Below are 15,471 nucleotides of genomic sequence, written 5' to 3'. Positions count from 1 at the left end.
CGCAGGCCGTCGCCTCACCCGCGCGTGAAGACGCCCGAGCGGATGAGGGGAATGCGTGTCTCCTCGTCGGTGAGCGAGCCGTGCTGGCCCACCATGCCCTCGCCGCGGCGGTCGGCCTCGCGCCGGTCGTAGTACGCGACGCCGGCACGCGCGGCCACCAGGATGTCCGCGATCCGGTCGCGGTTGCCGGCGTCCACACCGCCGTACAGGCCCGCGGCGATCGCCTCGTCGGCCGACAGCACCCACGCACGATCGCCCTCGGCGGCGCGCCACCGCTCGAGCAGCGCACGCCGCTCCGCCGCCTCGAGCTCGAGTTCGAGCACGAGGCCCAGACAGCGGGGCTCGCCCGCGACGTGCCGCACTCCGTCGAGCAGCGCCGGCGACGCATCGACGAACACGTGGCGGTGCGCCGGCACGTCGATGACGCCGTGGTCGGCGGTCACGAGCAGGCCCGTCCCACGCGGCATCCGTCGTTCGAAGGCCGCGACCTCGGCGTCGAGCGCCTCGAGGGCGGCGATCCACCGGTCGGACTCCCAGCCGTGCGCATGCGCGATCTGGTCGAGCTCGGAGACGTACACGTAGACGAGGGCCGGACCCTCCTCGATGATGCGCAGCGCCTCGGCGAAGCGATCGGCCACGCTCGCGCCCGATCGGTACTCGGAGCCGCGCAGCACGGCGCGGGTGAACCCGGACGTGGCGTAGCGCGTGCCACCCACGGCGACCGCGCGAACTCCCCGCTCGGCGGCACGGTCGAACACGGTCGGATGGCGCTGCCACTGCTCGGGCACCATCCGGTCGTCCCATCCGCTGAGCTGATTGACTACGCGGTCGTTCGCGCGGTCGGGGACGCGGTAGCCCATGAGTCCGTGCGCGCCCGGCATGAGCCCGGTCGCGAAGCTCGCGATGGCCGCGGCGGTCGTCGACGGGAAGACCGTGCGGATGACGTCGCGCTTCGCCATCCGCGCGGCGAGGAACCTCGCGTGACCGGCCCGCCCGCGAAGGTTGGACGCGCCGAGGCCGTCGACGAGGACCACCACGGCGGCGTTCGCCCGCGGAAGGTCGAGCGGATTCGGCGAGCCCGCGAGCGAGTCGAGTGCGGAGCCGAGCACCGCGGTGAGCCTCGGGGCACCCTCGGTGGGCACCGGTAGCATGGCAGGCATCGCGCCCAGTCTCGCATAGCGGCCGGCGCGTTCCCCGCTCCCTCGCGTGCCCGGCACGCCCTGCGCAGAGACGACGAATGACCCCAGGCAAGAACGAGCCCGCCCCCTCCCAGATCGACGAACGGATCGACGACGTCGACGTGGCGGAGGAGATGCAGGGCTCGTTCCTCGAGTACGCCTACTCGGTCATCTACTCGCGCGCCCTGCCCGACGCGCGCGACGGCCTGAAGCCCGTCCAGCGGCGCATCCTCTACATGATGAGCGACATGGGGCTGCGCCCCGACCGCGGCCACGTGAAGTCCGCGCGCGTCGTCGGCGAGGTCATGGGAAAGCTCCACCCGCACGGCGATGCGGCGATCTACGACGCGCTCGTGCGCCTCGCCCAGCCGTTCACCCTGCGCGTGCCGCTCGTCGACGGGCACGGCAACTTCGGTTCGCTCGACGACGGGCCGGCCGCGGCCCGGTACACCGAGGCGCGCATGGCCCCGCCGGCGATGTCGATGACCGAGAGCCTCGATGAAGACGTCGTCGACTTCATCCCGAACTACGACAACTCCCACCATCAGCCCGAGGTCCTGCCAGCCGCCATCCCGAACCTGCTCGTGAACGGCGCGAGCGGCATCGCGGTCGGCATGGCGACGAACATGGCGCCCCACAACCTCGTCGAAGTGGTCGCCGCGGCTCGCCACCTGCTGACGACGCCCGAGGCGACGCTCGACGACCTCATGGAGTTCGTCCCCGGGCCCGACTTCCCGTCGGGCGGCACGATCGTCGGGCTCGCGGGGGTGCGCGACGCCTACGCGACCGGCCGTGGGTCGTTCAAGACGCGCGCGAAGGTGTCGATCGAGCAGCTCACGCCCCGCAAGACGGGGCTCGTCGTGACCGAGCTGCCGTACCTCGTCGGCCCCGAGAAGGTCATCGAGAAGATCAAGGACGGCGTCAACGCCAAGAAGATCACGGGCATCGCCGATGTCACCGACCTCACCGACCGCACGCGCGGGCTGCGGCTCGTGATCGGCGTCAAGACCGGATTCAACCCGCAGGCGGTGCTCGAGCAGCTCTATCGGCTGACGCCACTCGAAGACTCGTTCAACATCAACAACGTCGCGCTCGTCGACGGCCAACCGCAGACCCTCGGCCTGCGCGAGCTGCTCGAGGTGTACCTCGCGCACCGCATCCGCGTCGTGACGCGGCGGTCCGAGTACCGCCTCGCTCGGCGTCGCGAACGGCTGCACCTCGTCGAGGGCCTGCTCATCGCCATCCTCGACATCGACGAGGTCATCCAGGTCATCCGATCCAGCGACGACGCCGATGCCGCGCGCCGCCGGCTCATCGAGGTCTTCGACCTCAGCGAGCTGCAGGCGGAGTACATCCTCGAGCTGAGGCTCCGCCGCCTGACCCGGTTCTCGCGCATCGAGCTCGAGGCCGAGCGCGACCAGCTGCTCGCCGAGATCGCCGCCCTCGAAGAGTTGCTCGGCAGCGATCTCCGCATCCGCGCGCAGGTGGCCCAGGAGCTCGATCGGGCCGCCGACCTCTATGGCACGCCGCGCCGCACGATGCTGACCGAGGCGCGCGTGATGCCGAAGACGCGCAAGGCGGTCGACCCGGCGACGCTCGAGCACGCCGACGTCCCGTGCCGGGTGATCCTCGGCGCGACCGGCCGGATCGCGCGGGTCGACGCGCCCGAGGGCGAGACCTCAGTAGCGATCACTCCCCCGGCGCGGCGGTCCAAGCACGATGCGGTCCGTTCCGAGCTCGACACCACGAGCCGGACCGAGATCGGCGCGATCACCTCGAAGGGACGCCTGATCCGGTTCTCGCCGCTCGAACTGCCGGTGCTGCCGCCGAACTCGGTGCAGCTCGCTGCCGGGGTCCGCGTCAGCGATTACCTCGCTCTGGCCGATCGCGACGAGCGCGTGCTCGCGGTGGTGTCGCTCGAGTCGAGCCGGCCGATCGTGCTCGGCACCGAGCAGGGCATCGTCAAGCGCGTGGCACCCGGGGGCTACCCGAACCGCCCCGACTTCGAGGTCATCGGCCTGAAGGCCGGCGACCGGGTGGTGGGCGCGGCGCAGGGCGGCGACGACGACGAGCTGGTGTTCGTCACGAGCGACGCGCAGCTGCTGCACTTCCCCGCCTCGTCGGTCCGCCCGCAGGGGTGCCCCGCGGGCGGCATGGCCGGCATCAAGCTGGCCTCCGGGACGAAGGTGGTCGAGTTCAGCGCGCTCGCGCGTGCCGATGTCGAGCGCGCTGTGGTCGTGACGGTCGCCGCATCGAGCGACACGCTCCTCGGCGCCGATCCCGGTGCCGCGAAGGTCGCCGACTTCGCCGAGTACCCGGGCAAGGGCCGCGCCACCGGCGGTGTCCGGGCGCACCGGTTCCTCAAGGGCCAGGACGCGCTGTCGCTCGCCTGGGTCGGGCCCGGCCCCGCGCACGGGCTGGCCGCCGACGGCTCCGTGCGGCCGCTGCCCGAGGCGGGCGGCAGGCGCGACGGCTCCGGCCAGCCCCTCGAGGCGGTCGTGCAGGTCGTGGGTCGCGCCATCCGCTGACGCCGACGCCGCGCCGGGCGACGTCGGTCGGGCGCGCTTGACCTCGCGCCGGTCGCATGGCATCTTCGGCCCTGACCGGGCGGACGGACCGTGGCGATCAAGGATGACGTCGGGCGCCGCACCGAGGGGGCGGGGTGGTCGATGTCGATGTCGGGCAAAGTGCTGCGGGGCAGGGTCGAAGGCCCGGTGCTCGAGCCGGGCGACGCGGGCTACGACGAGGCGCGATCCGTGTGGAACGCGATGATCGATCGCAGGCCGAGGTTCGTCGTGCGCTGCACGAGCGCCGACGATGTCGCGGCCGCGGTGCGGTTCGCGGTCGAGCACGAGCTCGAGGTCGGCATCCGCTGCGGTGGTCACGGCATCGTCGGCCACGCCGTCCCGGACGGCGGCCTCATGCTCGACCTGCGCCCGATGGGCGCGGTCCGGGTGGATGTCGCCGCCCGCCGTGCCCTCGTGCAGGGCGGGGCCCTCCTCGGCGCCCTCGATCGTGCCACGCAGGAGCACGGACTCGCGACGACGGCGGGCAATGTCTCGCACACCGGCGTCGGAGGCCTCGCGCTCGGCGGCGGCATGGGCTGGCTCGCCCGCCGATACGGGCTCACATGCGACAACGTCGTCTCGTTCCAGCTGGTGACGGCGGAGGGCGAGATCCTGCACGTCGATGCCGACTCGCATCCCGACCTGTACTGGGCGCTTCGCGGCGGTGGCGGGAATTTCGGCGTCGTCACCGAGTTCGAGTTCGCACTGCATCCCGAACCCGGGACCGCGTTGTCGGTCGAGTTCCTGTTCCCCAGCGCGTCCGCGGCTGACGCCATGCGGATCTGGCGTGATGCGAGCCTGACGGCCGACCGTCGCGCGACCTGGAATGCGACCGTCGTCGAGCGGACGGTCTCGCTCGGCTTCGTCTGGGTCGGCGACCCCGTGGAGGGCGTCGTCCAGGCCGGCGAACTGGGTGCCAGGCTGGCCGAGGCACGGGAACCGGCCGAGCGGATGGTCGCGCCGTTGTCGTACCTGCAGTTGCAGGCGCGTGAGGACGACGTCGAGGGCCATGCCCTGCGCCGCTACTGGAAGGGCCACTACTTCCGCGAACTCCGCGACGCGGCGATCGACGCCCTCCTCGCCCGCGATGGCGACCGGCTGCCGAACGTGAGCCTGCAGGCGTACGGCGGCGCGATCGCCGACGTGGCCGACGACGACACGGCGTTCTCACGCCGCGACGCCGCGTTCGAGTTCGTCGCGGCGGCCCGATGGGATGATCCCGCCGAGGACGCGGTGCGGATGGAATCGGCCCGCGGGTACGCCCGCACCATGGACCCCTTCGCCAGCGGCGCCTACGTCAACGTCCTGGGCGACGACGGCGTGGCCGGCCTCCGTCGTGCGTACACCGACGAGAAGCTCGCCCGGCTGCGATCAGTGAAGGACGCCCACGATCCGGGCAACGTCTTCCACCTCAACCAGAACATCGCCCCGACGCGGACCTGACCCGCTGAGGCGATGCCCGACCGCCTCAGGCGTCGATGCGATCTCGCGTGAGCGCCGCCGCGCTGTCGACGATGAACTCCTTGCGCGGCGCGACCTCGTTGCCCATGAGCAGCTCGAACACGCGCCCGGCGCTCTCCGCGTCGGCCACGCCGACGCGGCGAAGCGTGCGGTGCTTGCGGTCCATGGTCGTCGTCGCGAGCTGGTCGGCATCCATCTCGCCGAGGCCCTTGTAGCGCTGGATCGGATCCTGGTAGCGCTTGCCCTGCTTGCGCAGCGTCGCGAGGACGCCCTGCAGCTCGGCCTCCGAGTACGTGTACAGCACGTCGTTGGGCTTGGATCCGGGGTTCAGCACCACGACGCGGTGGAGCGGCGGGACTGCGGCGAACACGCGACCGTCCTCGATCATCGGTCGCATGTACCGGAAGAACAGGGTGAGGAGCAGCGTCCGGATGTGCGCGCCGTCGACGTCGGCGTCGCTCATGATGATGACCTTGCCGTAGCGGGCGGCCGACAGGTCGAACGTGCGGCCGGATCCGGCGCCGATCACCTGGATGATCGAGGCGCACTCCGCATTGCTCAGCATGTCGGCGATGCTCGCCTTCTGCACGTTGAGGATCTTGCCGCGGATCGGCAGGAGCGCTTGGTGCTCGCTGTCGCGCGCGAGCTTCGCCGTGCCGAGCGCCGAATCGCCCTCGACGATGAACAGCTCGCTCTGCGCGACGTCGCTCGACCGGCAGTCGACGAGCTTCGCCGGAAGCGACGACGTCTCGAGCGCGTTCTTGCGGCGCTGCGTCTCCTTGTGCGTGCGTGCCGAGATGCGCGCCTTCATCTCGGAGACGATCTTCTCGAGCACCAGCGAGGTCTGCGCCTTGTCGTCGCGCTTGGTCGAGGCGAATCGCTCGCCGAGTGCCTTCTGCACGACGGAGGCCACGATCGAGCGGACCGCCGGCGTGCCCAGCACCTCCTTCGTCTGGCCCTCGAACTGCGGTTCGGGCAGCCGGACCGTGAGCACGACCGTGAGGCCGGCAAGGACATCGTCCTTCTCGAGCTTGTCGTTGCCGACCTTCAGGCGCCGCGCGTTCTGCTCGACCTGCTGGCGCAGGAACTTGAGCAGGCCCTGCTCGAAGCCCGCCTGGTGCGTCCCGCCCTTGGGCGTGGCGATGATGTTCACGAAGCTGCGCATGACGGTGTCGTAGCCGATGCCCCAGCGGAGGGCGATGTCGACGTGGCAGTGCCGTTCGACGTCGGTCGGGATCATCGCGCCGTGGTCGTTGAGCACGGGGACGGTCTCGGTGAATCGACCGTCGCCCGTGATGCGCCAGACGTCGGTGACCGGCCCGTCGACCGCCAAGTGCTCGGCGAACTCGGAGATGCCGCCGTCGAACTGGAAGCGGTGCGTCTCGGGCGCCTCGCCCCGCTCGTCGACGACGGTGATCGCGAGGCCGGGCACCAGGAAGGCGGTCTGCCGGGCACGGTTGAGGAGCTCGTCGACCTGGAACGACGCGCCCTTGGTGAAGATCTGGGGGTCGGCCCAGTACCGCACGCGAGTGCCGGTGACGCCCTTCGCGACACGCCCGACCTTGCGCAGTTCGCTGGATTGCTCGAACGGACGGAACCGGGACTCGGGCGACACGGCGCCGTTGTCGGCGAACACGCCGGGCTCCCCGCGGTGGAACGACATCGCCCAGGTCGCGCCGCCGCGATCGACCTCGACGTCGAGCCGCTCCGACAGTGCGTTCACCACCGAGGCTCCCACGCCGTGCAGGCCGCCCGAGGCCGAGTACGAGCCGGATCCGAACTTGCCGCCCGCGTGCAGCTTGGTGAAGACGACCTCGACGCCCGTGAGGCCGGTCTTCGGCTCGACGTCGACCGGAATGCCGCGGGCCCGGTCGCGAACCTCGACGCTGCCGTCGGCGTGCAGGACCACGTCGATCTCGGTCCCGTGGCCGCCGAGCGCCTCGTCGACCGAGTTGTCGATGATCTCCCACAGGCAGTGCATGAGGCCGCGCGAGTCGGTCGAGCCGATGTACATGCCCGGGCGCTTGCGGACGGCCTCGAGGCCCTCGAGCACGGAGAGGTGGCGGGCGGAATAGTCGGAGCTCACGTCGCACAAGCCTACTGAGGGCTACCCCCGACGCTCGCCAGGCGCTTCGCGCACAGCGAAATGCAGGGCAGCACGGAAGTTTCCCGAGCCCGGCCGTGTTTTCATTGATGTCAGACGGAAACGGATCGTGAGCTACGGAGGAGGCGCCATGAACCAGACCACCGACACCGCCGGTGCGGTCGACGAACTCGACACCCCGCACGAGCTCACGGCCCTCGACCGCTGCGATGCCTGCGGTGCGCAGGCCTACATCCGCGTGGTCGTCTCGAGCGGCGAACTCCTCTTCTGCGCCCACCACGGCCGCAAGCACCAGGAGAAGCTCTCCCAGATCGCGCACAGCTGGCACGACGAGTCGAGCCGACTCCTCACCGACACCCGCGACTGAACGCACCCCACCACGTCACGAACGCCCCGGATCCGTCCGGGGCGTTCGTCATGTCGCGCCCGCGGGCGATCGCGCCGCAGGGTCAGGTGCCGACGGATGCCGCGACGCCGGCGGCACGCAGCTGGGCCGCTCGCGCGGCTTCGGCGTAGCGGTCCACGACCGCGGCCTGCTCGCCGGGGCGATACGTCGATCCCGCACGCGCGCACATCCGCTCGAGGATCGCGTCGGCGAGGCTCGGGTTCTTCGCGAGCACCGGGCCGTGCAGGTGCGTGCCGATGACATCGCCCATGCGGAGGCCCTCCTGCCCGGAACCGCGTCCGTTGCCGGAGCCGGCGTGGACCCGACCGAGCGGGGACGCCTCGGCGCCGATGTAGTCCCGCGCGTGGTTCTCGAATCCGACCAGGAGCCCCAGTCCGCCGCCCGCCTTCACGACGAGATCCCCGGCGACGCGGCCCTCGCGCGCGACGGCTCGACCCGCGACGATGCCCAGCCCCTCGACGGTGCTGCCGTCGGGGCGCTCGATCCCCCAGCTCAGCAGTTCCCACCCGGTGCCCACCGCGAGGATCGGCACGCCCTCGGTGCCCCAGCGGCGGAGTGCGTCGTGCACCTCGAGGAGCCGGGTCCGGCTCGTCTCGAGCGACCCGTCGCTGCCGGAGCCGAGGATCACGGCGTCGACGCGGGCCGGCAGGTCGTCGGCGCGCTCCACGGGCACGACGCGGGCATCGTGCCCGCCCCACCGAGCGCGGGTGGCGAGCACGGCCGCGTTCTCGGCGTCGCCGTTGGTGTTCTGCAGCGAGGGCAGCAGCGAGACGATCGTGAGGGTCATTCCGCTCCCGTGAGTCCGAGGTGCGCGCGGGTGCGCCGCATGGCATCGGCCGAGAAGACGATGGTCTTCACGCCCGACCCCGGCGGCGGTGCGGCGAGGAAGTCGTCGAGCGCGCGACCGAGGTCGGGCTCCACCCGGTCGATCGCGACGCCGTCGTAGGCGAGCATGAGGGCGGCTTCGTCGGCCTTGGAGCCGCTCACGATCGCCACACGCCCGAGCGACGAGGCATCCGTGGGCCAGAAGTAGGACGGGTCGCGCACGTCGGACCCGATCGCGAAGAGGATCTGCTCGGTGCCGGGCGCGATGCTGTCGACATTGAGCTGGTAGCTCGCCGGGTTCTGGACGAGGACGAAGTCGACCTCGTGGCCGCGCACCATGACGCGCTCGCCGCGGCCGAAGACGGCGGGGATGGCGCTGAGCGCGGCGGCGGCGGTCTCGGGGGCGAAGCGCTCGGCCAGCACGGTCTTCGCGGTGGCGTAGGCGGCGGCCGCGTCGACCGCGTAGTGCGTGCCCCGGGCAGGCAGGCCGATGGGCACGGATGCCGCGCCGTCGGCGAGCGCCGCCGACGAACCGTCGACCGACTCGACCACGGTCCCGTCGGCGGCGTCGAGTCGCCGTGCGCTCGTCTCGGTGTGCCCCAGCCCCCGCGGCGCGGCGGCGAGGACCGCATCGGACACGCCGAATCGTCGCACGCGCACCTCGGGTCGCAGGCCGCCCGCGAGCCGCTCGAGGTACGCGTCGTCGGCATTCACGACGACCGCCTCGTGGGCGCGGGCCGCGATCTTCGCGAGCATGCCGGCGACCATCTCGGAATCGTGGAACCGGTCGATCTGGTCGACCATCACGTTCGTGAGGGTCACGACGCGCGCGTCGACACCCTGCATCACCAGCGCGCCATGGCCTTCGTCCATCTCGAGCACGGCCATGTCGCCGGGCACGCGACCCTGCCAGTCGGCCCGCTCCAGGAGCGCCGAGGTGAGCCCCTGGCTGATGTTCGCCGTCGACGGGTTCGTGAACACGTCGACGCCGTGCGCGCGAAGGATGGCGACGAGCATCTTGGTGGTCGTGGACTTGCCGCTCGACCCGGAGACGACCAGGAGACCCTGCGGGAATCCCGACAGCGTCCGCTTCAGGTAGCCGGGCGCGAGCCGGTTGACGACGAGCCCGGGAACGGCCGATCCGCCGCCGGGCTTGCGCAGCCGGGCGGCGAATCGGGTGAGCCTGCCGACGAGGATCGCCGGCGCGTAGCGCACCGCGGCCTACTCGAGGTAGTCGCGCAGCGACTGCGAGCGGGACGGGTGGCGCAGCTTCGCCATCGTCTTCGACTCGATCTGGCGGATGCGCTCGCGCGTCACGCCGAACGTGTCGCCGATCTGGTCGAGGGTCTTCGGCATGCCGTCGCCGAGGCCGAAGCGCATGCGGATGACGCCTGCCTCGCGCTCGCTCAGCGAGTCGAGCAGCGACTCGAGCTGCTTCTGCAGCATGGTGAAGCCCACCGCGTCGGCCGGCACGACCGCCTCGGTGTCCTCGATGAGGTCGCCGAACTCGCTGTCGCCGTCCTCGCCGAGCGGGGTGTGCAGCGAGATGGGCTCGCGGCCGTACTTCTGCACCTCGATGACCTTCTCAGGGGTCATGTCGAGTTCCTTCGACAGCTCCTCGGGCGTGGGCTCGCGGCCGAGGTCCTGCAGCATCTGGCGCTGCACACGCGCGAGCTTGTTGATGACCTCGACCATGTGCACCGGGATGCGGATGGTGCGGGCCTGGTCGGCCATCGCGCGGGTGATCGCCTGGCGGATCCACCACGTGGCGTACGTCGAGAACTTGAAGCCCTTGGTGTAGTCGAACTTCTCGACCGCGCGGATGAGGCCGAGGTTGCCCTCCTGGATCAGGTCGAGGAACTGCATGCCGCGACCCGTGTAGCGCTTGGCGAGCGAGACCACGAGGCGCAGGTTCGCGCCGAGCAGGTGACTCTTGGCCCGCTGGCCGTCGCGCGCGACCCACTGCAGCTCGCGGCCGAGCTGCGACTTCTTCTCGGAGTCGCCCATGTGCGAGAGCTTCTCCTCGGCGAAGAGGCCCGCCTCGATGCGCATCGCGAGCTCGACCTCTTCGGCCGCGTTCAGGAGCGCGACCTTTCCGATCTGCTTGAGGTAGTCCTTGACCGGGTCGGCCGTGGCGCCCGTGATGGTCGTGGAGTAGACCGGGATCTCATCCTCGTCATCGGACGCGCGCAGCACGAGTGCACCGGTCGGGTGCGGCTCGACGGGGATCGGCTTGGCCTCCTCCTCGTCGTCGGCCGGAGCGGCTTCCGGCTCGGCGGACTCGGTCGCCTCGGCGCTCTCGGCGACCGCCGCGCTGGTCTCGCCGCCATCGGCCTCGTCGACCTCGAGCACCTCGGGGTCGAGTTCCTCGTCGTCGACGGAAACGTCATCGCCGGTCGGAGCGGCCTTCGACTTCGAGCCCTTCGCGGTCGACGTGCGTGGCGTCTTCGATGCGGTCGTGGCGGCCTTGCCCTTCGCCGGCGACTTCGTCGCAGTGCTCTTGGCGCCGGCCTTGGTGGATGCGGACTTCGACGCCGCAGTGGTCTTGGCGGCCGCGCGCTTGGGCGCTGCGGTCGTCCGGGCCTCAGCCGACTCGTCGGTCGAAGCCGTGGCCTTGGTGGCCTTGGTTGCCATGCGTTAGAACCTCTTCCTCACCGTCGCGTCCGGGAGCCCGAGTACGGGACCCACGGAGATCTGCGTCACGATTCGGTGATTTCGGACACGATGAGGACCCATGTCAAGTCCGCGATGCGTGCGGCTCGAACCGCACAGCGGACCAGAACGGGTCCTTCCCCCTATTATACAGGGCTGCGCGCGCGAACCGACCCGCGACACCGCCGGATCCGGAGCGCATCGCACCCGTCTCCAGATCCAACGCGACGGCGATGCGCCGCATTCCCCTTCGGCGGGCGTCGACGCCCGGATCAGGCGCCGTCGTCCTCCCGGGTGCGCCGATGCGCGAGGAACTTCTCGAGCTCCGCGGCGATCTCGTCGGCGGAGGGCAGTTCGCCGTCTTCGTCGGTCAACGGCGAGCGGAGGCTCGTGCCCTCCATGTACGCGTCGTGGCGCTCCTCGAGCGCGTGCACGAGCTTGGCGAGCTCGCCGTTCTCGGCCACCTGCTCGTCGATGCGGGCGGAGAACTCGCGACCCTGCTCGCGCAGGGCATCGGTCGGGAAGATCCGGCCCGTCGACGCGCTCACGGCCTCGAGGGCGGCGACCGCCGCTGACGGCCATTCGGCGTCGGAGAGGTAGTGCGGCACGAGCAGCACGAATCCGGTCGTGGGGTGGTCCCGCTCCTGCAGCCGGTACTCGACGAGGTGCAGCGCATTGGCGGGCACCTGGGTCGTGGGCTTCCAGACCGACATCGCATCGATCAGGTCGGCTCGATTCCCGCTCACGGTCACGCCGATCGGGCGGGTGTGCGGCACCGGCATGGGGATCGAGTTGATCCACGTCGTCGAGCCCACCTCGAGCTGCTCGATGAGGCCGAGCACGGCCGCCCCGAAGCGCTCCCACTGGAAGTCGGGCTCGAATCCGGTGAGGAGGAGGAACGGCTGCCCGAGCTCGTCTCGCGCGAGGTCGAGCGACAGCCGAGGCGGGCGGTAGTCGGTGAGGTGATCGCCCTCGAAGAGGATGATGGGACGCCGCGCGCGATAGTCGAGCAGCTCGTCGGCGTCGAACGTCGCCACCACGGTCGTGTCGAGCGTGCTCAGGAGGTACGAGGACGTCTGCGCGACGGCGCTCCCGGCATCGGCGAATCCCGTCAGTCCCGCGACGAGCGGCAGCCCGGTCGGCACGTCGACATCGGCGTTGAGCTCGTACAGGGAACGGGGGTCGCGCATACCTCAAGGGTACTGACGGGCGGGACGCCCACCGCCGGCCGACGGCGCCGCAGGTGATGCCCTGAGCGAACACCTAGCATCGAACGCATGCCCGTTCCCACACTCGAACTCACCGACTCCCCCGCCGTCGACTCCGAGGCCCCCGCCGTCCTGCTCGCCGCCCGCCGCACCGGCGACGGTCCGGAGCTGCTCGCACCGGCCGGATTCGACTGGGTGCCGGCGGCACTCACCGCCCTCGGCGCCAAGGGCGCCGCCGACGAGGTCACGTCCCTGGTCGAACCGGGCGACCGGGGCCGGCTGGTCATCGTGGCCGGGGTCGGCGACCGGGCGGATGCCGCGACGCTCCGCCTCGCGGCCGGCGCCGCGGTGCGCAGCAGCCCGTCCCTCGAGGCGGTGTCGATCGCCGTCCCGGCGACGGAGCCCGAGTCGGCCGCGGCCCTGCTCGAGGGGGCGGCGCTCGGCGCCTACGCGTTCACCGACTATCGCGAGGGGCCGTCCGGTCCCGGTCGGATCGTCCTGCACGCCGATCACGACGCGGACGCGATCCGCCTCGACCGCATCCGCGCCGTGGTGGCGGCGGTGGCGCGCACGAAGGACCTCGTCAACACCGCACCGAACGACCTGCCGCCCGCGGCCCTCGCCGAGCTCGCGGCCGAGGCGGCCTCCGCTGCCGGGATCGCCGTGCGAGTGCTCGACGAGCGCCTGCTCGCCGACGAGGGCTTCAGCGGCATCCTCGCCGTCGGTTCCGGCTCGTCGCGCCCGCCGAGGCTGGTGCGCCTCGAGTACGCCCCCGCCGAGGCATCCGTGCACCTGGCGCTCGTCGGCAAGGGCATCACGTTCGACTCGGGTGGGCTCTCGCTCAAGCCGGGCGCCTCGATGGTCGGCATGAAGTCCGACATGGCCGGCGCCGCGGCCGTGCTGTCGGCGATCGTCGCCCTCGCCGAGCTGCGCGTGCCCGTGCGCGTCACCGGCTGGCTCTGCCTCGCCGAGAACATGCCGTCGGGGCACGCGGTGCGGCCGAACGACGTGCTGCGCATGAAGGACGGCACGACCGTCGAGGTGCTCAACACCGACGCCGAGGGCCGGCTGGTCATGGCCGACGCGCTCGCCGCGGCCAGCGCCGAGCAGCCCGACGCGATCGTCGACGTCGCGACGCTGACCGGCGCGCAGGTCGTGGCACTCGGCAATCGGATCGCGGGCCTCATGGGCGACGACGATCTCGTCGCACAGGTGCGCAGCGCCGCCGACGCCGTCGGCGAGCCGGTCTGGCCGATGCCGCTGCCCGACGACCTGAAGACGCTGCTGAAGTCGGATGTCGCGGACCTGGCGAACACCAAGCTGGGCACCGTCGTGCCGGGCATGCTGCTCGCGGGCGTCTTCCTGCAGCAGTTCGTCGGCCACCGCGACGGGGCCGATGAGGCCCGCATCCCGTGGGCGCACGTGGACATCGCCGGCCCCTCCTTCAACAGCGGATCGCCGTGGGGATTCACCGGTTCCGGCGCGACCGGAGCGGCCGTCCGGACGCTCGTCCGGCTGGGCGAGCAGCTCGCCGCCAGGTAGTAAGGTCGTGTGGGGCGATCGTCGCCCCGAGGCCCGCCCCGGCCACGAGCCGCGGTGGACGGCGCCGCAGACCGATGCGCAAGGGAGATTCCGTTTGTCCGAGCAGAACTTTGACCTCGTCGTTCTCGGGGGCGGCAGCGGGGGGTACGCGGCGGCGCTGCGAGCCGTCCAGCTCGGCCTCACCGTGGCACTCGTCGAGAAGGACAAGCTCGGCGGCACGTGCCTGCACCGCGGCTGCATCCCGACCAAGGCGCTCCTGCACGCCGCCGAGGTGGCCGACAACTCGCGTGAGTCGGCGAAGTTCGGCGTGCGGTCGACGTTCGACGGCATCGACGTCGCGGCCGTGACCAAGTACCGCGAGAGCATCGTCTCCAGCAAGTTCAAGGGCCTCCAGGGCCTCGTCAAGGCGCGCGGCATCACCGTGGTCGAGGGAGAGGGCCGCCTGGTGGCGGCGAACGCCGTCCAGGTGGGCGACCAGCGCCTCGTCGGCAAGAACGTGGTGCTCGCGACGGGCTCGTACTCGCGCTCGCTGCCCGGCCTCGAGCTCGGCGGCCGCGTGATCACCAGCGAGCAGGCCCTCGAGCTCGACTTCGTGCCGCAGAAGGTGGCGGTCCTCGGCGGCGGCGTCATCGGCGTCGAGTTCGCGAGCGTCTGGAAGTCGTTCGGCGCCGAGGTCACGATAATCGAGGCCCTCCCGCACCTCGTCCCCAACGAGGAGGAAGCGATCTCGAAGCACCTCGAGCGCGCCTTCCGCAAGCGCGGCATCGACTACAAGCTCGGCGTCCGCTTCCAGGGCGTCACCCAGCACGACGACGGCGTCGTCGTCACGCTCGAGAACGGCGAGACCGTCGAGGCCGAGCTCCTGCTCGTGGCCGTGGGTCGCGGACCCGTCACCCAGAACCTCGGGTACGAGGAGGCCGGCGTGACCGTCGACCGCGGCTTCGTCATCACGAACGAGCGCCTCCAGACCAGCGTCCCCGGCGTGTACGCCGTCGGCGACATCGTCCCCGGCTTGCAGCTCGCGCACCGCGGCTTCCAGCAGGGCATCTTCGTCGCGGAGGAGATCGCGGGCCTGAACCCGATCGTCGTCGAGGACGTCAACATCCCGAAGGTCACGTACTGCGAGCCCGAGGTCGCCTCGGTCGGCTACACCGAGGCCCGTGCCGCCGAGAAGTTCGGCGCCGACAAGGTCTCGGCGTACGAGTACAACCTCGCCGGCAACGGCAAGAGCCACATCCTCGAGACGAGCGGCATCATCAAGGTCGTCCGCGTCGAGGATGGCCCCGTCGTCGGCGTCCACATGATCGGCGCGCGCGTCGGCGAGCTCATCGGAGAGGCCCAGCTCGCGGTCAACTGGGAGGCGTACCCCGAGGACATCGCCCCGCTCATCCACGCGCACCCGACCCAGAACGAAGCCCTCGGCGAGGCCTTCCTCAAGCTCGCGGGCAAGCCGCTGCACGCGCTCTGAGCCCGGCCCGCTGCACCACGACTGCAATAAGCTAGAACGCGTCAACGCTGTGAAGGAGAC

At 71.2% G+C, this 15,471-nt stretch carries 11 protein-coding genes; 5 read left to right on the top strand and 6 right to left on the bottom strand.

The window, feature by feature from the left end:
* Positions 1–14: 14 nt before the first annotated feature.
* Positions 15–1,160: an alkaline phosphatase family protein gene (locus ACFQ58_RS08110; RefSeq protein WP_376950567.1), complete on the bottom strand. Its 1,146-nt coding sequence runs from the start codon at positions 1,158–1,160 to the stop codon at positions 15–17.
* A gap of 77 nt (positions 1,161–1,237) precedes the next feature.
* Here ACFQ58_RS08110 and ACFQ58_RS08105 point away from each other — a divergent pair, with 77 nt between their 5' ends.
* On the top strand, positions 1,238–3,706 hold the full coding sequence (locus ACFQ58_RS08105) for a DNA topoisomerase (ATP-hydrolyzing) subunit A (protein WP_376950566.1): 2,469 nt from the start codon (positions 1,238–1,240) through the stop codon (positions 3,704–3,706).
* A 90-nt stretch (positions 3,707–3,796) separates the two neighbouring features.
* Positions 3,797–5,188, top strand: coding sequence for an FAD-binding oxidoreductase (locus ACFQ58_RS08100; RefSeq protein WP_376950565.1), 1,392 nt, complete (start codon positions 3,797–3,799; stop codon positions 5,186–5,188).
* A gap of 25 nt (positions 5,189–5,213) precedes the next feature.
* Here ACFQ58_RS08100 and ACFQ58_RS08095 read toward each other — a convergent pair whose 3' ends face one another.
* On the bottom strand, positions 5,214–7,292 hold the full coding sequence (locus tag ACFQ58_RS08095; RefSeq protein ID WP_376950564.1) for a type IIA DNA topoisomerase subunit B: 2,079 nt from the start codon (positions 7,290–7,292) through the stop codon (positions 5,214–5,216).
* Between the two features lie 148 nt (positions 7,293–7,440).
* Here ACFQ58_RS08095 and ACFQ58_RS08090 point away from each other — a divergent pair, with 148 nt between their 5' ends.
* Complete coding sequence (locus ACFQ58_RS08090) at positions 7,441–7,677, top strand: hypothetical protein (protein ID WP_092670140.1); 237 nt, start codon at positions 7,441–7,443, stop codon at positions 7,675–7,677.
* A gap of 82 nt (positions 7,678–7,759) precedes the next feature.
* Here the strand turns inward: ACFQ58_RS08090 and ACFQ58_RS08085 are convergent, their stop codons facing one another.
* The 4 genes from ACFQ58_RS08085 to ACFQ58_RS08070 all read right to left on the bottom strand — a co-directional run bounded on the left by ACFQ58_RS08085 (position 7,760) and on the right by ACFQ58_RS08070 (position 12,383).
* Positions 7,760–8,503, bottom strand: coding sequence for a type 1 glutamine amidotransferase (locus tag ACFQ58_RS08085; protein WP_376950563.1), 744 nt, complete (start codon positions 8,501–8,503; stop codon positions 7,760–7,762).
* A complete protein-coding gene (locus ACFQ58_RS08080; protein WP_376950562.1) occupies positions 8,500–9,756 on the bottom strand; it encodes a Mur ligase family protein in 1,257 nt (418 codons plus the stop codon). Before ACFQ58_RS08080 ends, ACFQ58_RS08085 begins: the two co-directional genes overlap by 4 nt.
* A 6-nt stretch (positions 9,757–9,762) precedes the next feature.
* The gene (locus ACFQ58_RS08075) at positions 9,763–11,175 is read right to left on the bottom strand and encodes an RNA polymerase sigma factor (RefSeq protein ID WP_376950561.1); all 1,413 of its coding nucleotides are present in this window, start codon (positions 11,173–11,175) and stop codon (positions 9,763–9,765) included.
* Between the two features lie 290 nt (positions 11,176–11,465).
* Positions 11,466–12,383, bottom strand: a complete 918-nt coding sequence (locus tag ACFQ58_RS08070) for a proteasome assembly chaperone family protein (protein ID WP_376950560.1) — start codon at positions 12,381–12,383, stop codon at positions 11,466–11,468.
* 87 nt (positions 12,384–12,470) lie between these two features.
* Between ACFQ58_RS08070 and ACFQ58_RS08065 the strand changes: the two genes are divergently transcribed.
* Together ACFQ58_RS08065 and lpdA are read left to right on the top strand one after the other, a co-directional pair.
* Positions 12,471–13,943: a leucyl aminopeptidase gene (locus tag ACFQ58_RS08065; protein WP_376950559.1), complete on the top strand. Its 1,473-nt coding sequence runs from the start codon at positions 12,471–12,473 to the stop codon at positions 13,941–13,943.
* 94 nt (positions 13,944–14,037) lie between these two features.
* Positions 14,038–15,411, top strand: coding sequence for a dihydrolipoyl dehydrogenase (gene lpdA / locus ACFQ58_RS08060; protein ID WP_376950558.1), 1,374 nt, complete (start codon positions 14,038–14,040; stop codon positions 15,409–15,411).
* The last annotated feature ends 60 nt before the right edge of the window (positions 15,412–15,471 follow it).

The sequence above is a fragment of the Agromyces sp. NPDC056523 genome, from assembly GCF_042794545.1.
Lineage (GTDB): Bacteria > Actinomycetota > Actinomycetes > Actinomycetales > Microbacteriaceae > Agromyces.
This window is presented reverse-complemented; position numbering and strand designations above follow the sequence as displayed.